The organism is Peredibacter starrii, assembly GCF_034259205.1.
In the GTDB taxonomy this organism is placed as follows: domain Bacteria; phylum Bdellovibrionota; class Bacteriovoracia; order Bacteriovoracales; family Bacteriovoracaceae; genus Peredibacter; species Peredibacter starrii.
Map to the genome: position 1 here is coordinate 2,990,669 of NZ_CP139487.1, position 23,260 is coordinate 3,013,928.

Below are 23,260 nucleotides of genomic sequence, written 5' to 3' on the forward strand. Positions count from 1 at the left end.
AGAAGTCCTTAGTTGTTTCACAACTAGTTTACTCTTCCTGATGATTTTTTAACACTCCCAAGAGTTCTTTTAACCATTCTGGATACTGTTCTTCATAATATAAATCACAGTCCAGACGTTTAAGCATCGCATGGGCATCTCGTTTAGACAGGTAATGATCAAAGTCTTTTCCTGCTTGGCAAAAATGCGGGTAGTACGTGTCACCCAAACCAATCACCGCGTAACGAAGATGCGAGAGCTTCAACTCCTCATCAAACTTCACATAGCTCATCCACTCTGAAGCATTGTCAGGTGGTTCACCGTCTCCATAAGTTGAAGTCACGATGATGAGAGTTTGAATGTTTTGAATTTCTTCCGGATTCATCTCACCCATGTCGTGAACTTCAGCAACGTGGCCGTTGTCGTTTAAGGAATCACCAATGACATGGGCAAGATTCTGAGCGTTTCCACTCTGACTGCCGAAGAGGATATGAATCATATTTTAGTAACGACGAATTTTTCCAGTCTCGTAGCCCGCGCGCTTAATGATTGAACGGATCTCACCGTCACTCATTTTCTTATCTTTTACTTCTGTGAAACGGGCTTTTTTGTCTTCCAGGCTCACAGAAATGTTCTCAGCTTTTTCTGTCGATTTAAACTCTTTCGTGATGGATTCGATACACATGCCACAGCTCATGCCATTAACTTCGACCTCTACTCTCGCAGCGAAGACCGATACAGATAGGAATAATCCAACAAAAAATGATGAAATTTTCATGATTTAACTCCGGAAAACTATGAAGTATTTTTCTACCATTATAGACGAGGTCTGTAATCTCAGGTATACCCGCATCATGAAAAAAGTTTGGGATCGTCTTGGTATAGCTTTTTCATCGGCCTGTGTTGTCCACTGTATTCTAGTGGCGTTCCTTCCTATTTTCTTTCCTGCGATCTCTGCCTACACTCACTCAACTTGGGTTCACGTTGTAGTCGGCTTTATTATTCTCTTCACTTCACCTCTCGCTTTCATTCCTGGATACCGTAAGCACGGTCTTACTTGGATCATTGGAACTGCTGTGAGCGGTTTGTTCTTCATCCTTCTTGGAATCATGCTAGAGGGTCGCTTCAGCGATCAGGTAAGCCACGGAGTTTCGATCTTCGGCTCGGTATTACTGGTATTCGCTCATGCCAAAAATCTTCAGCATTCGCACCGTCATCAGCATCAGTGTTGTTAATTCACTTTCGCCAGCGAAAGTAAAATCAATCTAACTCATTAAAATTGAAGAGTTCGTATTAAATGAAACGCGGATTTTGGGCAAAAAAAAAGCCACCCGAAGGTGGCTTTCTCTATAGAACTTATTTTTTCCCGTATTTCTTTTTGAAACGGTCAACACGTCCTTCAGTATCCATAACACGCTGAGTACCAGTGTAGAATGGGTGTGAACCTGAAGAGATATCAACTTTGAATAGTGGATACTCAACACCGTTAACAGTGATTTTATCTGTTGTTTTGATTGTTGATTTAGTGATGATTTCGAAATCACAAGATACGTCTTTGAAAACTACGTCTCTGTAAACTGGGTGAATACCTTTTTTCATACGCTTATCCTTATAATTAACAATATATCAATTGAAGTTCTGGCAATTTACCGATCTGGCCGCTCACTGTCAACCCAGAAATAGTTATTTACCCTACTTCTTCGCCGCAGCAAGAACAATACTCGCCAACTCGGCCTCAGTCATCTTCTCAATCACCTTAGGATCACGTTTGTCCTCAGGCAGAGTGATGTTCTTCGTACCGACTTTAATATATGGCCCGTATTTTCCGTCCAGAACCTGAACTTTCTTCTTCAATTTCGCCACCAGACCGAAGTCTTTCAGCACTTTACCACCACGGCGGCTCGCCCCTTTTTCTTCAGAAAGTAGCTCAATCGCGCGTTTTAGGTCCACGGTGAAAAGGTCATCTTCCTTCTTCAAAGAGCGGAAGTTCCCGTCGTGCATAACATATGGCCCAAAACGGCCGTTATTGGCGAGAATTGGCTTTTTCGTCTCTGGGTGAACACCTAGCTCACGAGGAAGTGAAAGCGCCTGAATAGCGTCTTCAATCGTCGCCGTTTTCGGGTCCTTACCTTTCGGTAACGAAGCACGCTTCGGCTTTGGATTTTCTTCCGTCACTTCTCCCAATTGGAAGTAAGCACCATAACGGCCAACGAGACAGTAGATCTTCTCTTTTGTCTTCGGATCTGTACCAATCGGAGTCGGGCCATTGGCCTGATTCTTCAAAAGTTCTTTGATCTGTTCAGGATCAAGATCCGCTGGAGCGATGTCTTCCGGAATTGAAGCGTGAACTTCTTCCTTTCCTTCACCTTTTTCCACAACGTAAGGTCCAAATCGACCTACTTTAATGTCCATCGGTTTCCCGTCTTTCATAATATGAATAGTACGAGATTCTTCTGGTTTAATTTTCTTATCTTGCTCTTCAACTTTCTTCGCAAGACCGCCCTTGCCTTTGTAGAACTTAGTTAAATACTTTAACCAGTCTTCTTCACCGTAAGCGATCTTATCCAGAGACTCTTCCATCTCTGATGTGAATGAATAATCCACTAAATGTTCGAAGTGATTTTCAAGAAGCTGAATCACGGCCATACCAGTAAATGTAGGAACCAGTGCCGAGCCTTCCTTACGAACATAACCACGATCCAGAATTGTTCCGATAATCGAAGCGTATGTAGACGGACGACCTACACCCTCTTTCTCGAGAGCTTGAACGATGGAAGCTTCTGTGAAACGCGCAGGTGGTTTTGTCTCGTGCATATCAGGAGTGATCGTAGCAGCTTTAAGGGAGTCGCCTTTTTTCAAGACAGGAAGGATAACTTCTTTATCCTCGAGAGCTGCTTCCGGATCATCCGATCCTTCTACGTAAACGCGAAGGAAACCAGGGAATAAAATACGTGTTCCTGAAGCTGAGAACTCTGCGTCTCCGGCCTCAATTTTGATCGTCATCGATGCCTTCTCAGCTTCTTTCATCTGAGTGGCCATCGTACGTTTCCAAATGAGTTCATAAAGAGCAAGCTCGCGACCGCTCATGCCAGTTTTGTCCGGATGAGTGAATTCAGCACCCGCAGGACGGATGGCTTCGTGGGCCTCTTGAGCACCTTTTTGTTTGGCCGCATACTGACGAACTTCTGGATTCAGATACTCTTTTCCATAAAGCTCAACCACCATGTTTCGGGCAGCATTGATTGCTTCCTGAGAAAGGTTTGGTGAGTCAGTTCTCATATAAGTAATGAGACCTTCTTCATACAGACGCTGAGCTGTTCTCATGGTGTCTTTTGACGACATACCAAGTTTACGGTTCGCTTCCATTTGAAGAGTCGAAGTAATGAATGGGATCGCAGGTTTTGAATTGAAAGTTTTCTCTTCTACCGAAGTTACTTTCCACTCTGCTTTCTCGATATTTTTCGCGAGGTCTTTCGACTTTTTCTCGTCTAGTAGAACGACCTTTTTATCATCAACCAATTTACCAGTCAGACCATCAAAGTCCTTACCACCGGCAACGCGTCCACCTTTAATAGATGTAAGTTTGGCGTCAAAGAGAGCTTTTTTATCAGCGGCCGGATGAACCTGGGCCTTAATGTCCCAATAAACTGAACGCTTAAAGCGCATGCGCTCACGTTCACGTTCCGCGATCATTCTCAGACCAGTTGATTGTACGCGCCCGGCCGAAAGACCGTAGGCGATTTTCTTCCATATTAAAGGAGAGAGCGTGTAGCCATAAAGACGGTCAAGGATTCGGCGAGTTTCCTGCGCACGAACCAGTTTTTCGTCCACTTCACGGGTCTCTTTCAGGGCCTTTTGGATCGCAGTTTTGGTAATTTCATGGAAAACCATTCGTTTTACCGGGACCTTAGGCTTCAATAATTCTAATAAATGCCACGAGATAGACTCACCTTCGCGGTCTTCATCGGTCGCAAGATAGATGGTGGCACAGTCTTTCATCTTCGATTTCAGATCTGTGATAATTTTCTTCTTATCTTTTGGAACAATATATAGAGGGTCGAAATCCTCATCAACATTCACGCCAAGCTTCGCCCATTCTTCTTTTTTTAGAGCAGCTGGAATATCTGAGGCCGATTGAGGCAGGTCACGAATGTGCCCCATACTTGCTTCAACAATATAATTACTTGGGAGAAATTTACGAATGGTCTTAGCTTTTGTGGGAGACTCCACAATAACCAGATACTTTTTGTCTGCCATTTTTTTCCTAATTTGGGGAGCTTGTCTTTTAATAGAGATAAGGGCCATCCGGAAAAGAGTCAAGGAATAAAATATCCGACACATCGAACATTCGCGCCCCTACAACACTTAACTTAACCTCAATTTCCCTCTGAAACCGTGAAATTTTACACCCAGAGAAAAAGTTTTTTTACGTCCAACATTAAAACTGCGGTAGAAGCTCTCCAAATTAACCAGGAGCTTTAAAATGAAATCAATTTTAGGTCTTATGCTTTGTCTTGTTGCTGGTTCGGCCCTTGCCGCATCATCACCGATTCTTGAAAACGTTCAGGTTAAAAACAAAAAGTTCGCGGAATTGATCTTTATTGCCATCAAAAACAAGGCACCGACTAAAACAAGTGGCGCCATTACTGCTGCTACGATTCCAGGTCTTATCACGTGTCAAAGTATTGTGGGTGTTGTGAAAACTGATTTCAACTGCTGGCTTCTAAAAGGTGGTTGGAACTATTTAGGCTCAGAGGCCTATGGTTCAGGAGATCAGGAAAAAGCCACTCGCGCACTTTACAATGCACTTAACCTTCGCGAAACAAACGAAGAAGGTATGAAGTTCAAAACAATCGAACTTAATGTTCCTGACCGCACCGGCGGAACTGAAAGAAACCAACTTGTGTGTACACGTATGGCCCCGGAGCACCGTCAGATGGGCTTCCGTGATACTTGTCAGCTTCTGAACGCACTTTAATCAAGATTTAAACGAAAGGGCCCGTCGTCTGTGCGGGCCTGCTTTTTCCACTGTTTACTTTTTAAAACAGATTTCAATCACTTGCCTTCGATTTCACAACCTAGAATATTTTAAAGATGTAAGAATAGCTCTTAGGAGCTTTCTTTATGAGTGGTGAAAAAGGTAACGGATAATTTAAATAGAAAAGGCCCGCTTTTGCGGGCCTTGTTTTTTATAGAAGCTCAGTTTTTTGTTCAATTTCTTTTTGCTGCTTTTCCAGCGCTTTCTTCTCTCTTCTCGCCTTCCACTTTTCTTTTGCTTCTTTGTACTTCTCGACAACTTTTGAATGGAACTTTTTCCCCGACACGTAACCCTTCGCGCGGCTCTTCATTAATTCATAACCCGTGCGATTGGTAACGTAGCTACAGAAAGAGCGAAGTTCTTTATCTTTAGAAAGTTTTTCTTTGGTCTCAGGTTGCGAACATACTGCTACAGATACACCTGTCGCCACATCCGCTGCCACTACTGGCACAGTGTAAAGACTTGCGAGCGTGCTTGAAACTACACCCAGGGCGATTCTTGGAGCGTAGATTTGACCAACAATTGAACCAGCAGCTTCATAGATCGTCGGAATCGCCGCTTTGTATTTGTCTTGTGCGATCGATTTATTAAACTTACCAGTCGTTAGAATGCTCTGAATGTCTTCTTTTGTAAGTTCACCAAGAAGAGGTTTTAGTTCCAGGTATTCTGGGTGCTGGTTGATGAGCTCAAGGTTGAGGTCATTTACATCAAGACGAGATAGCTCTTCGGGAGTCAGATCAAAGCGCGAAAAATTATCTGGCATGTCGGCCTTAACACCTGTGATGAACAGGAAGTCCTTCATGATGGAGTTGGTTTTCTGATCCAGAATTTCTTCAGTTTTAGCGATCATGAGATCAATCATTTCTTCAGGTGTTCCCGCTTGAAGATAAAGATCATCATACTTTTCTTGGTTGTTTAAAAAGAACTGATAGAAGGCAGCAAGGTCCTTGTTTTTTTCTTCTTTTTCGACACTGCCTTTGATGAAGCCAGCTGTGGCCATAAAAGGTTTAGCAGTTGTCGTTGATAACCAGGCCGCCCCTTTACCAATGGACATGCCCAAGCGCTTAAAGATACCTTTGGTTTTTTCTTCACGAGAACAGTTGGCGCAGTCGCCTTTGATCTTCTCGTAGCCCACTTCAATGGAGTCCTTGGAAGCTTTGAAGGCCTCAGAAACTTTCTTCAGGAGAAGTCTGGTTTTACTGTCTTCGTGTTGATCAGCTTCTTTTTCAAGTTGCTGAGACACGACTTCTTTATCAGCTGAAGTCACTTCAAGCGTTGATTCCTCAGCGCGAGTGTTGGCCATACAAAGAAGCATCATAATCAGTAAAGCAGCGGTCATTTTCATACCGGTCTCCTGGTTAAATTCATTGATGGCTTTTCAAAAGCAAAAAGTGGGCCAAAAAGGCCCTCTTTATTTCAATGAATTAGGAGAATTGAAAGTGTCTAAACTTTAGACACTGAAGGAAATCGTTACAATTAGCCTTTAAAGAAATCGATACAGATAGCTTGGATCTCTTCCTCTTTCGATTCCTTAATCACCTTACGGCAATCTTCAATCGCTTTGAGAAGAATCTCTCTCACCACCGGCACATCCTTGCGGCTCATAGATACTAGACTTGAATAATGGAGGTCCTGATTAAGATTAAGATCAATGGAGTCAATCGCACGCAGGCGCCAGTTGGTATGGTGTCTTTGAATCTGAGGAGAATCTTTATTGAGGTGAATTCTTGTGACCCCAATTTCATAGTGCTCACCCTTCTTAACCGCTAACCCCGTGTCTTGCAAAAAGTTTAAGATCTCCGTCACCTTCTCGCGAGATAAGTGAAGGCGCTCAATGATCTTCTCCGCGGTCTGGAACTCTTTGATTGAGAGGAGCATATGAATGGCACCATAGTACCAGCTGGAATAATAGATCTGCTGATCCACCGGTTTAAGCGACTTCTTGATATCAATCCGGTTTTTAATCTCGCTGCGCTTACTGAGGATGTCTTTGATTTCCTCCATGAAGTAATCACGCAGTTCGTTCGTTCCAGCTCTTTCAAGTTGCAAGAGCAGAAGAAAAAACCGTGACTCTTCCTTAGTGTGTCCGAGGAAAGAATTGAGTTTTACTCCCTGCTCGAGGCTAAAATGAGGAATGCCATTTAAGACCTGAGAAACAAAAGCAGACTGGCAGTTAAGATACTCGGCGATTTTAAGCTTTATCCCCCTGCCCTTAGAGGGAGAATTATCAATTCGCTCATTGAGGTAAAGCTTGTAATCGAGGTAATCGAAAAGTGTCTTTTTCATATAGTTTTTACAAACCTGTTTAAGGGCCAGACAAAGGTCTTAAATGATCTTTCATGCTCGTAATATCGGAGCATTAACTATCTTTAATTAATAATTTTGTTAATTATAACATACCTTTTTTATTAAATTCACGTATTTCAAAATCCTTACATGCTTTAATCTCCGGCCAACCTAAATCGGTGCTAACCTCAAACAAATTGGAGATATTATGAAGCGACTTTTATTATCCCTGGCCCTGGCCACATCTATGACAACATCCCTATCAAGCTTTGCAGGTGGCGAAACCAGTGGCGGTGGAGATGCGGTGTATGTGGAAGACCAACTAATTCTTCGTGACTTCATTGAAGCATCTAGCTTTAAGACAATTTTGCGGAACGATGAATTTTTGCATTCAATTTCTGATTTTCAGGATTTGATCCAAGACATCTCTAAAGCTCAGCCAGAGTTGGCGTTGGCAGTTATTAAAGATCTAATGAGAGTTAACTTCTATCAATCAGGCTCCGCACTTCCTCTTCTTCCGGCCAGTACGACAGCACTGAGTGGCCCGAAGGCAGATGTTCAGTTAGCGATCAGAACTGGTAACGACATTTTTCTTGCTCCTGGAATTCAATCGATCAAAGACGCTTCCTACATTATGATTCATGAGGCCCTTCATTCACTTTTAAGTGACAATCAAGGCCCAGTTCATCACCACAGAGTTCGAGCGATCGTAAAATACCTAAAAGACAATCGCGGCAAGTATGATAAAAAATCTTTGCAAATTCTTCTAAGTAAGAACAATTATATCTTTAACAAATCCCCGCTCCTCTCCGAGGGATTTTTCAATGTTAATGATCCTGGACTTAAATGCCAAATCCTGGGTCAAGACTCTGCAGCGGACTTCTTTCAGATTGATTGCGCGAATCAAAATGCAGAGACTTTTCTTCGTAAAAATATCTTCTCGATTTCACCCGCAAAGGGCAGCTATAAAGAAGACTTTGACATGATTACATTTTATGCATTCTTTAGTGGCGGTGCAGGTGAAGTCATCTATAAGCTAGAGCTTCCAGCAATCCGTTTTCATAACAAGAATGAAAAAATGAAACAGTTAGAAGCTTGTAATAGAAATGCCTCTATTCTAAATAGGTTTAAAACTGATTCCCAAAAATTCCAAACTTACCAAACCCTAGGACAGGAATTCTTGGAGGCCCAAGCCTCAAACGTTTTAGGTGAATGGGAAAAGTATCTTATTGGAAATTATTTGGTGGAAAACTATAATGTTCATGTCCAAAATGGCGTCGATAATATAAAAGCCGAACTTGCTAAACTGAATCCACAAATTGCTATCGGCGAAGACAATGCTCAAAGATGTGCTGCTAAATTTCCTGACGAGCTTTAATTGATTTCAAGTGGTCCGGAGAACCCGGACCACCTCATTATTTCTTACTTACAAGATTCCTTCACACCATTCATCTGATCCACCACTCCCTGCACCGTACAAACAGTCAGCTTCTTCTGATTGAAATAATCCATCAGCATTGATGAAGCTGTCACAGATTGCTTGTGAATATCGTGAAAAAGAACAATACCAGCGTTTTTAGACGAAGCATTCATCTGTTTTAACGTACGGTTATAAATCGACGTCGGGTTCTTGTCCTGCCAGTCCAGCGTATCCACCGTCCAGAACACGTGAATCATGCCATGATCTGCGATCTTCTGACGAACTCTGGCCACACTCACCCCAGCGCCATACGGAAGGCGGAAGAGCTTCACCTTTGTATCAAGTTTCGTCTCGATGGTTTTTTTAGAAGAACCGATCTCTCTTTCCAGATTAACTCCCTCTTTCGTGAGCTGCGCATGTGTATAGGAGTGGCTCGCGATATCAAAGCCCGCCTCTTTTAGAGACAGAGCGGTCTTGGGAAGCTTCTCTACTTGCTGGGCCAGCACAAAGAACGTCGCCGGGATTTTCTTTTCTTGGAGGTTCTTGATCACATCCGGAGTTGTGGCACCCGGACCATCATCATAAGTTAAAGACCAAGTTTTGGCCGGAAAATTTTGGCCCGAAATATTACCGTTCTTTCCTGCCGACGGCGTGATCGTATCAGAACTAGTGTCACGGCCGATTTCTGAAGTATATTCTCTGATTTCTTCAGACAAATTCTGAATACTTGATTCTAAATTCTTATAACTGTCTTTTGCCTTCTCAGCTTTGATAGTCTCTTGCAGAAGCTTCTCATCGACCTTGTAATTTTTCACTTCTTTGAAGTATGAAAGTCTGGTCGCGCGAAGTTTTGCCATGTTCTTCCATAGCACTTCCTTCACGGCCGGATCATTGTTTGTGACTGACTCATCATCACGAAGTTCCTTTAGCTCATCATACAGCTCAGTGATTTTTTCACGAAGGTTACCCAGGATCATGGGTTTTAAATTCTCAGGCAATGCCTTGTTATCTCTCTTCACCCCTTCATAGAACTTACCAAAAGTATCGAGGGCCTCTTGAGCATTCTGTTTTTGAATTTCAGAATACTGAGGAAGTGCCGTCGCCAATACCAGATCAATATAAAGATCATTGAAGTCATGTTCAAACTGATCCACATGAGTACGAATAGAAAGGAGCTTCATATACGTCTTTGACTTCAGCGCCTTATTCGGAGACTTGTCCAATTGCTTATCAAAATCATGAAGAAAGATCTGACCCATTAAGTGGCCATGAAAAATACCACTCATAAGCCTTTCCATTCTGTTATTCAATACTGCCTGACTGCTCATGATCTCATTGACAGAAGCGAGAGTTCGGTGAGTATGTGTATGTTTTGGTGCAGTGGAACAGCCCACCAAACCAACGAGCGTAATAAGTGGAAGAACTTTGATTATTTTCATGAGGTCTCCTGACGAGATTTATATCGAATACTTATCGTCAGAAGAGGGAAAAAATTGATGGGCTAAAAGGCTGATTTCACACGTTCCATTAAAAGTTTGAGGGAGTATGGCTTTCTGAAGAAGGCCAGGGCCCCAGCGGAAATAAGGTATTTCTCGGTCGCCCTAATGTCTCCAGAAACGATGATAATTTTAGGGGCCTTTTCAAAGGTTTTAAGCTGATTTAAAAGCCAGTGCCCATCACCATTCCTCATTTCCAAATCTGAGATGATTAAATCAATTTTAAATGTCTTTAAAAGGATAATTGCCTCTTCACCCGAGGAGGCCGCGATAGGAATATAACCGTGATCTTCGAGAATCATCTCTAAGAGATTGCGAGCTTCAGCTGAATCATCTACCACTAAAATATTTTTCATAAAATTCAAAATAGCACGACCAGATATCGTCACAACTCAAGAAAACTTATCAGCGTATTTTCTTAAGGTAAGCCAAAAAAATAATGATTGTCTTGAGCCAACTCATTCTTAATCTATTAAGAGTTCAATAACTAATTTCTCTTATCTACCTGGCACCTTTTGGACATTTATTTAGAGTTCAATCAAAGCTATTCTTATGACAATATTCAGCTTTTCTAGAGTTATAAAACTTTTAAGAGACGGCCATACTGATAGAAATGGAACTAGCTAAAAATCTTCTGAAACTCTCTCGAAAAAAGAAAATGAGCATTGCTTCCCTGGCCAAAAAAAGCGGAGTCAAGCAACCTACTCTTCACGGATGGACCACGGGTCGCTCCGTGCAGAACATCGATGATCTAAAAAGAGTCTGCGAGGTTCTGGAAGTTGGACTTCATACTCTGCTCTTTGGTAGGCCCGATCCGTATGAGACCAATCAAAAACTGTTGGAAGAAATTTTTAAAGGTGATATTACTGTGACCATTCACAAGATTGTGAAAGACGATTAAGGTCGCGTGCTGATCCATAAGTCTGTTTGAGGATCATAAATAGCGAAGCTTGAACTCGCTCCAAAAAAGCCAACTCCTCCCACTACGACTACTCGCCCATCGGAAAGAAGAGTTGAAGAATGAAAAGCTCGTTGGGTTCCTTCTACTGCTCCATTCATGAGTGACCACGTATTAAGTACGGGGTCATAAATTTCCGCAGGTGGAATCATCACGGCAACACCACTTCCTCCAAGAACCATGATTCGACCATCTAAAAGAGTATGCATAGTATGCTCAACTCTATCAAAGTTCAGAGGGGCCACCACGGTCCAGGTATTATTAGTAGGATCATAAATTTCAGTCAGCTTAAGCCGAGTTGAAGTACTTGGTGCATAGCCACCAGTTACCATCACCCGACCGTCTGCCATGACTGAAGCAGTATGATAGAAACGTCCCACAGACATAGGGGCCGTCAAGGTCCAGGTATTTGTTCCAGGATCATAGATCTCTGCACTCGCAAGCCCATTGGCACCAGTACTCGAACCACCAATTGCCATGACTCGACCATCTTGTAAAAGAACAGAGGCGTGTTCAAGTCTCGCTATCGACATTGGGGGAAGGGCCGCCCAAATATTGGTAGTAGGGTCATAGATCGCGGCACTGGCCAGAGGAGTTGCCCCCCTCCCACCTAAGACTATTACTCTGCCATCTAGAAGAACATGTGAAGTATGATTGTGTTTTCCTACCGGCATTGGGGCCACTGTCGACCAACTGTTCGTCACTGGATTATAGATTTCAACACTGGTTAGTGCTGTAGTGCCATCACTTGTTCCACCCATGGCGATGACTCGTCCGTCAAGGAGAACTTCGCTTGTATGTTTAATTCGTCCAGTAGTGATTGGGGCCATTGTACTCCAGCTATACGTGGTGGGATCAAGCATGAAGGGAGTTAAAAATGTCGTTAGGTTATCAGTGGTTCCTCCGACTATTAAAAGTCTTCCGTCAGGTAATGCATTCCCAGTTTGTGCGACTAAAGGAGACGCCATGGCCGAGAAGGAATTGCTTAGCCATTCATTTTTATTTGGATCAAAAACTTCTACTGTACGAGTGCCTGGACCATTTGCACCACCCACGACCATGACTCTTCCATCTGACAATAGAACTGACCCATGAAGCAGTCGAGGAAAGTTTAAAGAAGCACCCACTGACCAAGTCGCACTCGCTGGATCATAAATATCAACTCTGTTCGTAACGAAATTATTTGCTCCCATTCCTCCAATCGCCATCACTCGACCATCAGACAATACAGTCGATGAATGTAGGGCTTTTTGCTCGGGCATAGCAGCAGTACTCCAGGTATTAGTCACCGGATTATAAATTTCCATCGTTGAGAGGATGGTCATTGAGCCTCCCTGCCCACCCATAATCAGAACTCTTCCATCTGAAAGTACACTTGCAGAATGATTGGCCCGTGCTGTAGTCATCGGAGGTACCGTCACCGAGTCCCAGGTATTTGTAACAGGATCATAAATTTCTGAGCTTGATAAGAAAGTCGAATTGTCACTCATCCCACCGACAATTAAAACTCTTCCATCTGAAAGCACACTCGAGGTATGCCCTGCCCTCGGGAGACTCATATCTGGAATGCTCGAGGCCCAACTGTTGGAGATCGGATCATAAACTTCAACACTCGAGAAAAAATTTAATCCTTCCCGACCGCCTGTCACCAATACTCTACCGTCCAAGAGTACACTGCCAGTATGAAAAAATCTTCCAACTCCCATAGGAGCAATGCTCGTGGTGTCCCACGTATTTGTTTCTAGTGAAAACAGCTCCGCATTTGGTGTCGCAGTTTGAGAATCAGCTGCCCCACCCAAGAGTAGAATTCTTCCATCCTGAAGTTTATTGAGAGTAAAAGCAGGATTAGAATTACTGCGATTTTTTAAGTAACGATGAAAAGGAGCGACGGTCTTACCAGCTTCCACTAACCACACATGAACTTCTGATTCACAACCAGAAAAGATAATACAACAGGCCATGAGAAGAACTCTCATTGAAAAAACGAGGTAGAATCTGGAATAGACGATGGCTTTCACTAAAGAACTTATCGATATCTATTAAGTCTAAATTAAAAGGTTAAGTCGATCTTAAGATTGAGCTGCTTTATCCGTTGGTTGCAAGATGTTCCTGAAGAAAACTACGGCCTTTCATTCATCCAAGAGCTTGTTTGGGGATTAAAAATCAAGGTGCTGGAAAAGAAACCAAACATACCAAATCCCCCTACCAGCATCACCGAACCATCATTCAAGACAACCGAATGATGATAAATTCTCTTCGCTTCTAATTCAGCTCCTCCAGGTGTACTCCAGGAATCTGTTACGGGGTCGTAAATTTCACTCCCGAAAATTGAAACGTTGTCGGTTCCACCCATAACAAGCACTCGATCATCTGGGAGGAGCGCTCCTGTATGCGCCCTTCTGGCCTGAGGCAATGGGGCCACAGAACTCCAGGAATTAGTCGAAGGATTATAGATTTCTGCGCTTGATAGAAAAATTCCATCTAATCCTCCTGCTACGAACACTCTTCCATCTGATAAAACATTTGAAGAAAAGTAGGCCCTTTTTACTGCCATTGGTGCCACCACCGTCCAAGTGTTGGCCAGAGGATCGTAAATTTCTCCAGTGTCCAATGCTGTAGCATTATTAGGAGTTCCTCCCATGACGAAGACTCGACCATCATTCAAGAGCACAGCTTGGTGTAGGGCCCTTGGGCCAGAAAGAGAAGCCGTCGCACTCCATGTATTGGTAGTTGGATCATAGATTTCAGTACTGGCCAAGATCCCCGCCCCTAGTCCACCAACAACCAAGACACGACCATCATTAAGAACAGTTGCCGTGTGAAGCATTCTGCCTGTAGACATAGGAGCTGCTACTGACCAAGTATTCAATCCAGGATCATAGATTTCAGCAGAGGATAATTTACTCGCGTTATCCGGGGTTCCCCCTGCGATGAGCACACGCCCATCATCTAAAACACTGGACGTATGTTCAGTTCGGCCTATGGACATAGAAGAGACCGTTTGCCACGAAGATGTAACAGGATTAAAAATCTGGGCAAGTGTCGTTCTGTTCATATCTTTATCTATCCCACCGGCCACAAATACCTGGCCCGTAGGCAGAAGGTTTGAAGTATGCAACCCTATATCAAAACTCATTCCACTAAACGAATGAGTGAACCACTTGTTCTTTATCGGGTCATAGACCTCTACACTATTAAGAGGCATTCCATTCGCTCCACCTGCTACCATGATTCTTCCATCTGAAAGTTTGGTCGCACTATGAGCATATCTCGAAAGATTGAGAGAAGAGACCCCTGTCCATGAATCAGTGGCAGGATCATAAATATCGACCTGTGCCGATCCACTGGTATTACTCACCATTGCACCTACAACCAGGACTTTTCCGTCCTGCATGGCCGTTGCGGTATGAGAGAACCTTGAAGAAGGCATTGCTCTCACACTCCATGAGTTTGTTACCGGATCATAAATTTCCATCGTTGAAAGAGGAGTTCCGTTGTCATTACCACCAATCACTAAAACTTTTCCATCTGCGAGTATTGTGGCGGTATGGGAACCCCTTGGTGTACTCATGGGTGGAACAGTTGCTGAGTCCCAGGTGTTTGTGACCGGATCATAGATCTCTGAAGTTGCCAAATAAGTGCTGCCGTCGCTCGCACCACCGATCACCAAAACACGTCCATCTAAAAGGACAGTTGAAGTATGTCCATTTCTGGGAGAGGCCATACTTGGTACTCCCGAAGAGTCCCAGGTGTTTGTCACAGGATCATAGATCTCAGCGCTTGTTAAAAAAGTAACAGCATCACTTTTTCCTCCTGTCACTAGCACTCTCCCATCCCCGAGGACACTTGCTGCATGTTGAGACCTTGCTGTTCCCATTGGTGAAATGCCAACCGAAGACCAGGTGTTCGTTTCCAATGAATATATTTCCGTCGTGTTGGTCATGACAGACATATCCAAGGTTCCCCCAAGCTTTAATACTCTTCCGTCTTGAAGGGTATTTAAGGAGAATAGAGTTTGAGGAGAACTTAATTTTTTTAGATAGAGATACTGAGTATTACTTTTTTTGTAATGAAAACCGTCCGTAAGATTTATGAAGACTTCCGATTTACATGCTGAAAAAATAAGTGAGCAAAGCAAAAGGACGAAAGAAAAATTAATCTTCCTTATGAGAGTAAGTCGATTCAAGGACAGTCGTTGGGGTTGATTCATTTAAATGATCTCAAACACCTAATCGTCTTAAATCTTATTTTTTCTTAATATTTTAAGAAGTCCTTAAAGTCACTCAAGTATTATCTGTGGGTTATACCGAATATCTAAAGAAAGGCCCCTCAAAGAGGGGCCTTAAAGATTAGCGAATAAATAGCATGTCGTAGAACTTAGGCACCGGCCAGTTTTCATCCGGGATGATCTCTTCGATGCGGTTACAAAGTTCAGCAATTTTCACCGACTGAGGCATAAGCTCAAGGGCGATTTTTTTCGCGAATGATTCTTCATCCAGCTTATGGTGAAGATCATCAAGCGAAGTTGAAAGATTGATGGTCTGTTCATAAAGAGACTTTGAGTGATTTGAAAGATCTTTCAATAACTCAAGCTCTAAAGAAGAATCGGCCCCACAGTCTTTTTGTTTCTTAATCGATTCAGCAAGCTGGGCCTTATACTCTACTGCAGCTGGAACAACTTGTTTTAAAACCATACCAGCAAGTGTCTTAAGCTCGATCTGACGACACTTGATATAGCGCTCAAGCATTACGTTATGACGAGTAGAGATTTCAGATTCTTTAAACACACCAGACTTCACGAGAACGTTTGTCTTCTTAGCGTCTTTAAGAACTGAAATCGCCTCTGGAGTTGTTCTCATGTTACCAAGGCCACGCTTCTCAGCTTCTTTCACCCACTCTTGTGAGTAACCGTCACCATTGAACACCACTTTCTGAGCGTTACCGTACCACTTAAGGATCACGGCCGTAAGAGCATCGTCTTGTGACTTACCGGCAGCAAGTTCAGCTTCTAAGAAAGCGTTTGTTTCTTCGAAGATATCAATCACTGCAGCGTTTAGAATTGAAAGCGGGTAACCAATTGAAGCCGAAGATCCGCAAGCACGGAACTCGAACTTGTTACCAGTAAACGCGAACGGTGAAGTTCTATTTCGGTCAGTATTATCTTTAACAAGATCTGCAAGCTGACGAGCACCAAGATCAAGAAGTGTTTTTCCAGAAGCAACATACTTACCACCAGACACCATTGAATCAAGGATCTGAGTCAGAGTTGTTCCAAGGAACACCGACATGATTGAAGGAGGAGCTTCGTTTGCACCTAGACGGTGGTCATTTCCGTGGGAAGCAATACCCATACGGATAACGTCAGCGTGACGGTAAACGGCCTCTGTTACAGTCGCAACTACGGCAAGGAAGCGGTAGTTTTCGTGAGGGTTATGACCTGGCTCAAGAAGGTTCACACCTGTATCAGTCGATAGTGACCAGTTTAAGTGTTTCCCTGAACCGTTTACACCTGCGAATGGCTTCTCGTGAAGAAGACATACGAAATCGTGTTTAAGAGCAACGTTACGAAGAACTGTCATAACAATTTGGTTGTTATCAGCAGCAACGTTAGCGTCTTTGAAGATAGGAGCAAGCTCGAATTGACCTGGAGCAACTTCGTTGTGACGAGTTTTGGCCGGGATGCCCATTTTATAAAGCTCGATCTCAACTTCTTGCATGTAAGCAAGAACGCGATCTTCAATCATACCGAAGTAGTGATCTTCGAGCTGTTGGTTACGAGAAGTTAGTGAACCCATAAGAGCTCGGCCCGTCATCACCAGATCCTGACGACCAAAGTAGAAGGCCTTATCAATCAGGAAGTACTCTTGTTCAGCACCACATGTTGAATAAACTTTTGAAACATCTTTCATGCCGGCCAGGTGACAGAATTTCGTCATCACTTCGTTGATTCGAAGGTCTGAACGAAGAAGTGGAACTTTAGTATCCAGAGCATCACCATGATATGAAACGAAAGCTGTAGGAATAACCAGCGTCTTACCGTTCGTTGATTCCTGAATAAATAGCGGAGAAGTTAAATCCCAAGTTGTGTAACCGCGTGCTTCGAAAGTTGCACGAGATCCACCGTTCGGGAATGAAGAAGCATCAGGCTCCCCTTGCATAAGCTGAGAAGCAGAAAGAGTTTCAATCGCGCGATCATTATCGAAGTTCAGGAAGGCATCGTGTTTTTCAGCAGTCGATCCTGTCAGAGGTTGGAACCAGTGACAAAAGTGAGTAGCACCTTTTGAGATCGCCCACTCTAGAACTGAATTAGCAATTTTCGTTGCGAGTGGTTTATCTATCGTGCGCTTACCATCGATAACTTGTTTAAGTGCATCTTTGTCTTCAAGAGAAAGTGATTTTGAGAGGTGATAGTTATAAACGTTCTCACCATAGTATTGAGAAATTTTTAAATATTTCCCTTGTTCATTAATAGGTACGTTACACTTGCGTGGCTTTCTGCCATAAACGGTGAGCTTCGCTTGTTGACGTAAATGATTGGCCATAAAAAACTTCTCCTGAAAGTTATCTTTCGATCTCGCGCTAATTAGTTCAATTTTTTGGGGAACATAGGATTATTATCGGTAAAAATACGTTTTTTTCTAACTACTTTTTATAACTTATCACTCTATTGCTTTCAAGATAAACTAGGTCAACTATGCTTACCTATAAACTGTCTACAACCTTAACAGATTCTCAACGACCGGAATGGGATTTGCTCACCGAATCGACATTAGGTAGCGAGGTTCATTCTGATCGGAAAATGGGCTTCCTTCTCTCGAGAGTTGCGCTGAAAAACGCTCTTAAGGATTTTGGATACGAAGTATCAATAGGTGACTTAAAACTCACGGATTATCATTTAATCCCCAAATGTCCCCAACTTACCATTTCACTCTCCCATACAAAAACCTGTGGTGCCGCAATAGTGGCAGAGCGGAAAGAATTTCGCTCAGTCGGTATCGACATCGAAGAAGAGAAGCGTGTTGTTAAGGACTCAATCATTGAAAGGATCGCTCATCCCAATGATCATAACCTAAGAAATATTGAGCTATGGTGTGTGAAGGAAGCGGTCTTCAAAGTGCTTATGAACACCGGTCTGTTCCCGAAACCCATCGAATTTGGCAGTATCGAGATTGGCCCTAACAATTGGGTCCACTCCCCTTCAAATCTATCCGGGGAGTGGAAAATGGTAGAGACTACGCCATATGTGGTGGCGATTGCCTTTTTGAGAAACTAAAAACTTTCTCGGCAAGAGAACGATCAATCACTGCGATCTCTCTTAATTGCTTCGGACCTTTGCCGGGCATGATTTCAAGTCGAACCAGTTTTCCAAGACGAGTGATGATCATTTCATAATTCTGATCAACCAGAACCATTGAACCAAGTCTTTCAGCATCTTCTTTCATGAAGCGGTAGCCGTTTAAGAAAACCATTTCATCACCCGCATTCACACCAGCTTTATAGGCCGGAGAATCAAGAGTCACGGCCTTCGCAATAGCGCGGTCACCGATGAACTCCCAATCAATTCCAAGATACGGGTTTGGATTCTCAGCAAAGCGAAGTTCAAGCCCCATTTTTTTGAAAGCAGAATCAAAATCAATGTCCTGAGTTGTTTCAACCATGTTCGAGAACTTCTGAAGAATCTCTTCTCCACCGATCTCTTTGACCATTTGGTACACTTGTTCACGGGTCACACCAACTGCTGGACGCTTCTTATAATCGTCCCACAGAGCGCGAAGAAGATCGTCCACAGACTTCCCTTTCTCTGCGAGTAAACTGTGAAGAACTGTGAATACCAGACCACCCTTCAGGTAATAGCTTACTGAAGAGTTCTTAGAGTTTTCATCAGGACGATAAAGTTTGATCCAGGCATTGAATGAACTCTGTTCAAGAGAGTGGTACATGCGCCCTGGAGTCGAAAGATAAGTTTCAAGGTTCCCCTTAACTACCTCAAGATACTCTTCCAGAGTCGAAAGTCCTGCACGGTAAACGAAAAGATCGTCCATGAATGAAGTGAGGCCTTCCGCTAACCACAACAACGTTGTGTAGTTTTCATTCAGATAATCGAATGGCCCAAGTTCCTTTGGACGAATGCGTTTCACGTTCCATAGGTGGAAGTATTCGTGGGCAGCAAGGGCCATATAGGCCTGATAGTCTTTTTTATTCGCGAGCTTTCTTCCATCAAACTGCAAAGCAGTTGAGTTTAAGTGCTCAAGACCACCGAAGAGTTTTGGCACAAAGTGCGTGATGAAAAGATACTGCTCGTACGGAAGCTCTCCATCAAAGTGCATGGCAACCGTTTCCACGATCTTTTTAAGGTCACCTTTGATGTTCTGGCGATGAGGATAAAGATCGCCGTAATGGGCCATGTGGTGAGGTTTTCCGTTGTATTCAAAACCATCTGTCTCGTGACAACCAATCTCAACCGGTGAATCAAGAAGTTCATCATAGTCAGCGGCAGTGTAAATAAATTCATTTCTTTTTTGAGAGACATCTTTAAGACCCGTGCTTAGTTTTGACCACGCAGGTGGGAAACGGAATTCAATGGTTGGATCTTTAATATCCGCACCCATGACTCCCATAAGGTAGGCCGGGCCCTGAAGATAAGCGTGAGAAGCATCAATGTGAGATGTTCTTACTGTCAGTTCTTTACCATAAATTTCATAAGTCACTTCAAAGGTATCAAGTGGGCGTTTAAGATCAGATTTTTTCCAATCAATTTCCCAGGTTCCTTTCGCAGTTTGAGTATGGAAAAGCACTTCACCATTACTCGAAGTCGCCTGAAACCATCTTACATGACGAGAATATTCTCTTAAAAGGTACGAGCCCGGGCTCCATGAAGGCAGGAATACTTTCATCGTGTCCTGGTTCTTCGGTTTCTCGAGTTTCATGGTCACTTTAACCAGGTTATTTTCAGGTTTATCAATTTGAACGAGGTAATGCACTTTCATTGGCGGAGTCCTTTCAAGATGTTGGGAGTAGAATAAGACTGGAGAGGTCTAAAGACAATATTCAAAAAGGTTGCTATGATGCCTTCATGGAAAAGACTCTTACTGCCTCTGATATTAAGCTTTTTGTGACTGATAGTGCTGTTCGCCAAATCCAGGTAATGCAGGAAAACGACTACACCCTTGAGGGTCTGTCATTCCGTATTAAAATTGGCGGGAAAGGCTGCGAAGGCTTTACTTATGACACTGGATTCTCTGAGCTGCATGCTGATGATCTCGTAATCAAGCAAGACTACCCTCTGATTAACTTTGAACTCACGGTTTTGATCGACCCATTTACGGCTTTCTATACCCAGGAAGCTACATTAGACTATCTACTAGATACCACTAATAACGAAGAAGGTTTCATCCTGACAAACGCCGCTGATGGACAACATCGCGGGAAGTTTTTCAAGGACGAGTCTCGACTTCCACCCTGGGCAAAGAAATGAAAGAGATTTCTCTCGATTATCGCTACCTCAAGGCCTTCATGGTCACTTCTCGTTATCTGAATTTCTCCAAGGCCGCTCAAGAACTCAACATTGCTCAATCAGCTGTAAGTCGCCAGATTAAACTTCTGGAGGCCTCGGTTGGTGATCAACTCATTATTCGATCTTCCAAAAAAGTCCTTCTCACAGAGAAAGGTCAAGCACTCCTGAACGAACTTGGCCATTTTGAAGCGAGAGTCCAGGACATCTTCTTTGGACATATGAACAAAACCATTCGCGTGGGAATCCTTCAAGGGGTGCTTGAGAACTGGTTCAACGACATCATGGTTGAGTTTACCAAAACGAGTAAGCACCAGCTTACGGTAGAAGTGAATACTCTTGATCAATTGAAAGAAAAACTTCATAGCGGAAAGTACGATCTCATTTTCACCACTGAGAACATTCAGAGTGAACTTGCGAGTTCCTTGAAGCTTTTTGAAGAGAAGATGGTTCTTATCAGCAAGAATGAAATTAATTCTAAAGAGGCCTCTGAGTATCCCTGGATTGTTTATTCAGAACAGGATCACCTCTTCCAGTTAAATAAAAAGCGTTCGAGTAAAATCATTGTCGTGAATTCAATTACGACCATCTTGAAATTAGTCAAACGTGGCGTGGGAATTGCCATTGTCCCAGAACACACAATCGATCAAGATCAGCATCTCAAGACCTACGATCTTAAAGGGCTTCAGAAAGGCCATATTCACCTCTCAAGTCTTAACTTTAAGACCATGCCAGAACACATTAAGCAATTAGTTGATGTGATTAAGAAGCGCTAAAACTGGCAAGACATCTTGCCGGAAAGAACTTTTCCGTCTTCACAGACAGTGACTTCAACGAAATCTTTATCCGTGTAGCCTTTAAGAGAATAAAGTTTTTCCAGAACTTCACCTGAGCTATAGCCTGATTTTCTGAGATAAGGCCAGCGTACCTTTACTCCCACAACTTCCACACCTTCCGGAACTCCGAAATGAATACCAGATTCATTTTGAGAAGGAAGACCACCTTGAGTGTATTCGACCCAGCGGCGCTGAACGATTTTCTTGTTCTTGGATTGAGTGTAAAGCATCACCATCGCTCCAATGCCTTCAGTATTGGATTTAATGCCGTGAAGATGAATCTTGAAGGCCTTTCTGCCGATGGTCTTAGTTTGGTTCTCAAATAGATATAAGCGCGGTGAGATATCTGCCTTACGAATATTATTCTGTGAAGTTAATAAATCTGGACGGCCATCACGATTCACATCGATCTGAATGGTACCAGTTGGATTTACCACATCAATCCCGGCCTGAGGTCCCACGTTCACAAATGCACGAGTCTCATCCTGCTCGAACAACACGAGTCGCGAATAAGGAGGGAATCCGGAATTATCAACCACGATATCAATCTTTCCATCGAGATTATAGTCGGTCCACACTGCTCTTCTGTCCCCTTGGTTCCAGGACTCAGAAGAAGCATCACTTAGGTACTCAGTACGAATAAAATAAGGTGGAAACGTTTCTTTTGATCCCGTCAGAATACTGGATTTATCAACCGACTCGTTATCGTAGGCATGTGACAGTTCACCTAAAAAAATGTCCATGAGACCATCATCATTGTAATCAGTACAAGCACTGAAGAATGATCGCCCGCCGCCAGTCGGAATAAGACTTCCATCCGGATCAGATGCGTAGTTAGAAACAGGTCCCAGATCCTCATAGAAGCGCTCACCCGTGCGAGGCTCAGTGATGTTCATCCATAGTTTATTTTTGTGACCTGAGGAAGATACGGTCAAAATATCAGGATAGCCGTTCTGATCAATGTCACACGTCGAGGCGCCATAAGTTGGTTTGGCGTTTGGTGGGAAAAGTTGATCAGATTTTTTGTCCGCCTCCCCTTTTAAAAAAGAGGTCACGTCTTCAAACTTCCCCTTATTATTGCGAAGGAGTCGATCGGCCACAGGAATGTACTGGTTATTTTTGTTCTCGTACCAGTTAGAAACAAAGATGTCGGCCCAGCCATCGAGATCATAGTCAACCAAGGTTAAACTTGAAGTTGGTTCCACTGGTGCAGTGATTGCTTTAGGATCTTCAGTAAACTTGAGTTTACCGCCCCAGACTGATCCCACATACAGCTTAATGGGAATCTGACTAATTTCACTTCTTTGATTCAAAACTCCGGCCAGAAGATCCGGGACGCGGTCCTTATTGAGGTCATAAATAAGAATGAAACTTGCTTTAAAGTCCAGAGGAAGAGGATCATGCTCCCAAGGTTTGAACTTTTTGATCTTAGGATCAAAAACGTAAAACTTGGGTCTTGAATAATAAGTCGGAAGGATCACCAGATCGGTATATCCATCAAAGTTTAAGTCCACGGCATTAAAAGTCACTGCAAAGAGATCTTTCAACCCATAATCATTGGTCTTGTCCGCAAAAGTTCCGCCCTCTTTAACAGTCGGGCCATAGTTTATGGTTTGAACTTTTTTAGAGAGAGAATCCAGTTCTTCAGAAAGCTTAATAGATTCTTCATCCTCGCTTTTTTTAGGAGGAGTTGAACAACCAAGAACTATGAGGGAAAGGAGACCCACGTGAGTGAG

The 23,260-nt window shown here is 43.1% G+C and carries 20 protein-coding genes; 7 read left to right on the top strand and 13 right to left on the bottom strand.

What is annotated here, in order from left to right; all coding sequences use genetic code 11:
• Positions 1-28: 28 nt before the first annotated feature.
• Entirely contained in the window at positions 29-478 is a 450-nt protein-coding gene (locus SOO65_RS14925; protein ID WP_321391805.1) for a flavodoxin domain-containing protein, read from the bottom strand.
• 3 nt (positions 479-481) lie between these two features.
• Positions 482-757 carry a heavy-metal-associated domain-containing protein gene (locus SOO65_RS14930; RefSeq protein ID WP_321391808.1) on the bottom strand — a complete coding sequence of 92 codons (276 nt, stop codon included), beginning with the start codon at positions 755-757 and terminating at the stop codon, positions 482-484.
• A 76-nt stretch (positions 758-833) separates the two neighbouring features.
• On the opposite strand from SOO65_RS14930, the gene SOO65_RS14935 reads away from it, so the two are divergent.
• The gene (locus SOO65_RS14935) at positions 834-1,214 is read left to right on the top strand and encodes a MerC domain-containing protein (RefSeq protein ID WP_321391811.1); all 381 of its coding nucleotides are present in this window, start codon (positions 834-836) and stop codon (positions 1,212-1,214) included.
• A 121-nt stretch (positions 1,215-1,335) separates the two neighbouring features.
• On the opposite strand, the gene SOO65_RS14940 is transcribed toward SOO65_RS14935, so the two are convergent.
• Together SOO65_RS14940 and topA are read right to left on the bottom strand one after the other, a co-directional pair.
• Positions 1,336-1,578, bottom strand: a complete 243-nt coding sequence (locus tag SOO65_RS14940) for a type B 50S ribosomal protein L31 (protein ID WP_321391814.1) — start codon at positions 1,576-1,578, stop codon at positions 1,336-1,338.
• Positions 1,579-1,671: 93 nt separating this feature from the next.
• Entirely contained in the window at positions 1,672-4,236 is a 2,565-nt protein-coding gene (gene topA, locus SOO65_RS14945) for a type I DNA topoisomerase (protein ID WP_321391817.1), read from the bottom strand.
• A 226-nt stretch (positions 4,237-4,462) separates the two neighbouring features.
• Between topA and SOO65_RS14950 the strand changes: the two genes are divergently transcribed.
• Positions 4,463-4,957, top strand: a complete 495-nt coding sequence (locus SOO65_RS14950; RefSeq protein ID WP_321391820.1) for a hypothetical protein — start codon at positions 4,463-4,465, stop codon at positions 4,955-4,957.
• 211 nt (positions 4,958-5,168) lie between these two features.
• Here SOO65_RS14950 and SOO65_RS14955 read toward each other — a convergent pair whose 3' ends face one another.
• Both SOO65_RS14955 and SOO65_RS14960 read right to left on the bottom strand, forming a co-directional pair.
• Complete coding sequence (locus SOO65_RS14955) at positions 5,169-6,362, bottom strand: hypothetical protein (protein WP_321391824.1); 1,194 nt, start codon at positions 6,360-6,362, stop codon at positions 5,169-5,171.
• A gap of 131 nt (positions 6,363-6,493) precedes the next feature.
• Positions 6,494-7,303 carry a TIGR02147 family protein gene (locus tag SOO65_RS14960; protein ID WP_321391827.1) on the bottom strand — a complete coding sequence of 270 codons (810 nt, stop codon included), beginning with the start codon at positions 7,301-7,303 and terminating at the stop codon, positions 6,494-6,496.
• A gap of 208 nt (positions 7,304-7,511) precedes the next feature.
• Here SOO65_RS14960 and SOO65_RS14965 point away from each other — a divergent pair, with 208 nt between their 5' ends.
• Positions 7,512-8,681 carry a hypothetical protein gene (locus tag SOO65_RS14965; RefSeq protein ID WP_321391830.1) on the top strand — a complete coding sequence of 390 codons (1,170 nt, stop codon included), beginning with the start codon at positions 7,512-7,514 and terminating at the stop codon, positions 8,679-8,681.
• Positions 8,682-8,725: 44 nt separating this feature from the next.
• Here SOO65_RS14965 and SOO65_RS14970 read toward each other — a convergent pair whose 3' ends face one another.
• Together SOO65_RS14970 and SOO65_RS14975 are read right to left on the bottom strand one after the other, a co-directional pair.
• The gene (locus tag SOO65_RS14970; RefSeq protein ID WP_321391833.1) at positions 8,726-10,162 is read right to left on the bottom strand and encodes a polysaccharide deacetylase family protein; all 1,437 of its coding nucleotides are present in this window, start codon (positions 10,160-10,162) and stop codon (positions 8,726-8,728) included.
• A gap of 62 nt (positions 10,163-10,224) precedes the next feature.
• Positions 10,225-10,575: a response regulator gene (locus tag SOO65_RS14975; RefSeq protein WP_321391843.1), complete on the bottom strand. Its 351-nt coding sequence runs from the start codon at positions 10,573-10,575 to the stop codon at positions 10,225-10,227.
• 257 nt (positions 10,576-10,832) lie between these two features.
• On the opposite strand from SOO65_RS14975, the gene SOO65_RS14980 reads away from it, so the two are divergent.
• On the top strand, positions 10,833-11,120 hold the full coding sequence (locus SOO65_RS14980) for a helix-turn-helix domain-containing protein (RefSeq protein ID WP_321391847.1): 288 nt from the start codon (positions 10,833-10,835) through the stop codon (positions 11,118-11,120).
• On the opposite strand, the gene SOO65_RS14985 is transcribed toward SOO65_RS14980, so the two are convergent.
• From SOO65_RS14985 to SOO65_RS14995, 3 genes are all read right to left on the bottom strand, one after another.
• Positions 11,117-13,138: a Kelch repeat-containing protein gene (locus tag SOO65_RS14985; RefSeq protein WP_321391850.1), complete on the bottom strand. Its 2,022-nt coding sequence runs from the start codon at positions 13,136-13,138 to the stop codon at positions 11,117-11,119. The genes SOO65_RS14980 and SOO65_RS14985 overlap by 4 nt on opposite strands.
• 158 nt (positions 13,139-13,296) lie before the next feature.
• Positions 13,297-15,129: a Kelch repeat-containing protein gene (locus SOO65_RS14990; RefSeq protein ID WP_321391853.1), complete on the bottom strand. Its 1,833-nt coding sequence runs from the start codon at positions 15,127-15,129 to the stop codon at positions 13,297-13,299.
• Positions 15,130-15,526: 397 nt separating this feature from the next.
• Positions 15,527-17,719, bottom strand: coding sequence for a glutamine synthetase III family protein (locus SOO65_RS14995; RefSeq protein WP_321391855.1), 2,193 nt, complete (start codon positions 17,717-17,719; stop codon positions 15,527-15,529).
• Positions 17,720-17,871: 152 nt separating this feature from the next.
• On the opposite strand from SOO65_RS14995, the gene SOO65_RS15000 reads away from it, so the two are divergent.
• Positions 17,872-18,450 carry a 4'-phosphopantetheinyl transferase family protein gene (locus SOO65_RS15000; protein ID WP_321391858.1) on the top strand — a complete coding sequence of 193 codons (579 nt, stop codon included), beginning with the start codon at positions 17,872-17,874 and terminating at the stop codon, positions 18,448-18,450.
• Here SOO65_RS15000 and SOO65_RS15005 read toward each other — a convergent pair.
• Positions 18,410-20,164, bottom strand: a complete 1,755-nt coding sequence (locus tag SOO65_RS15005) for a M61 family metallopeptidase (protein WP_321391861.1) — start codon at positions 20,162-20,164, stop codon at positions 18,410-18,412. The two genes, SOO65_RS15000 and SOO65_RS15005, sit on opposite strands and share 41 nt — an antisense overlap.
• An 86-nt stretch (positions 20,165-20,250) precedes the next feature.
• Between SOO65_RS15005 and SOO65_RS15010 the strand changes: the two genes are divergently transcribed.
• Positions 20,251-20,652: a HesB/IscA family protein gene (locus SOO65_RS15010; protein WP_321391863.1), complete on the top strand. Its 402-nt coding sequence runs from the start codon at positions 20,251-20,253 to the stop codon at positions 20,650-20,652.
• Entirely contained in the window at positions 20,649-21,464 is an 816-nt protein-coding gene (locus SOO65_RS15015; protein WP_321391867.1) for a LysR family transcriptional regulator, read from the top strand. The genes SOO65_RS15010 and SOO65_RS15015 overlap by 4 nt, the downstream gene beginning before the upstream one ends.
• Here the strand turns inward: SOO65_RS15015 and SOO65_RS15020 are convergent.
• Entirely contained in the window at positions 21,461-23,251 is a 1,791-nt protein-coding gene (locus tag SOO65_RS15020) for an FG-GAP repeat domain-containing protein (RefSeq protein ID WP_321391869.1), read from the bottom strand. The genes SOO65_RS15015 and SOO65_RS15020 overlap by 4 nt on opposite strands.
• Between the last annotated feature and the right edge of the window lie 9 nt (positions 23,252-23,260).

What these genes read in the sequence shown, in the direction of transcription:
- SOO65_RS14925 (WP_321391805.1), bottom strand. Translation starts at nt 478, where the DNA reads ATGATTCATATCCTCTTCGGCAGTCAGAGTGGAAACGCTCAGAATCTT.
- SOO65_RS14930 (WP_321391808.1), bottom strand. Translation starts at nt 757, where the DNA reads ATGAAAATTTCATCATTTTTTGTTGGATTATTCCTATCTGTATCGGTC.
- SOO65_RS14935 (WP_321391811.1), top strand. Translation starts at nt 834, where the DNA reads ATGAAAAAAGTTTGGGATCGTCTTGGTATAGCTTTTTCATCGGCCTGT.
- SOO65_RS14940 (WP_321391814.1), bottom strand. Translation starts at nt 1,578, where the DNA reads ATGAAAAAAGGTATTCACCCAGTTTACAGAGACGTAGTTTTCAAAGAC.
- topA (WP_321391817.1), bottom strand. Translation starts at nt 4,236, where the DNA reads ATGGCAGACAAAAAGTATCTGGTTATTGTGGAGTCTCCCACAAAAGCT.
- SOO65_RS14950 (WP_321391820.1), top strand. Translation starts at nt 4,463, where the DNA reads ATGAAATCAATTTTAGGTCTTATGCTTTGTCTTGTTGCTGGTTCGGCC.
- SOO65_RS14955 (WP_321391824.1), bottom strand. Translation starts at nt 6,362, where the DNA reads ATGAAAATGACCGCTGCTTTACTGATTATGATGCTTCTTTGTATGGCC.
- SOO65_RS14960 (WP_321391827.1), bottom strand. Translation starts at nt 7,303, where the DNA reads ATGAAAAAGACACTTTTCGATTACCTCGATTACAAGCTTTACCTCAAT.
- SOO65_RS14965 (WP_321391830.1), top strand. Translation starts at nt 7,512, where the DNA reads ATGAAGCGACTTTTATTATCCCTGGCCCTGGCCACATCTATGACAACA.
- SOO65_RS14970 (WP_321391833.1), bottom strand. Translation starts at nt 10,162, where the DNA reads ATGAAAATAATCAAAGTTCTTCCACTTATTACGCTCGTTGGTTTGGTG.
- SOO65_RS14975 (WP_321391843.1), bottom strand. Translation starts at nt 10,575, where the DNA reads ATGAAAAATATTTTAGTGGTAGATGATTCAGCTGAAGCTCGCAATCTC.
- SOO65_RS14980 (WP_321391847.1), top strand. Translation starts at nt 10,833, where the DNA reads ATGGAACTAGCTAAAAATCTTCTGAAACTCTCTCGAAAAAAGAAAATG.
- SOO65_RS14985 (WP_321391850.1), bottom strand. Translation starts at nt 13,138, where the DNA reads ATGGCCTGTTGTATTATCTTTTCTGGTTGTGAATCAGAAGTTCATGTG.
- SOO65_RS14990 (WP_321391853.1), bottom strand. Translation starts at nt 15,129, where the DNA reads ATGTCTGTCATGACCAACACGACGGAAATATATTCATTGGAAACGAAC.
- SOO65_RS14995 (WP_321391855.1), bottom strand. Translation starts at nt 17,719, where the DNA reads ATGGCCAATCATTTACGTCAACAAGCGAAGCTCACCGTTTATGGCAGA.
- SOO65_RS15000 (WP_321391858.1), top strand. Translation starts at nt 17,872, where the DNA reads ATGCTTACCTATAAACTGTCTACAACCTTAACAGATTCTCAACGACCG.
- SOO65_RS15005 (WP_321391861.1), bottom strand. Translation starts at nt 20,164, where the DNA reads ATGAAAGTGCATTACCTCGTTCAAATTGATAAACCTGAAAATAACCTG.
- SOO65_RS15010 (WP_321391863.1), top strand. Translation starts at nt 20,251, where the DNA reads ATGGAAAAGACTCTTACTGCCTCTGATATTAAGCTTTTTGTGACTGAT.
- SOO65_RS15015 (WP_321391867.1), top strand. Translation starts at nt 20,649, where the DNA reads ATGAAAGAGATTTCTCTCGATTATCGCTACCTCAAGGCCTTCATGGTC.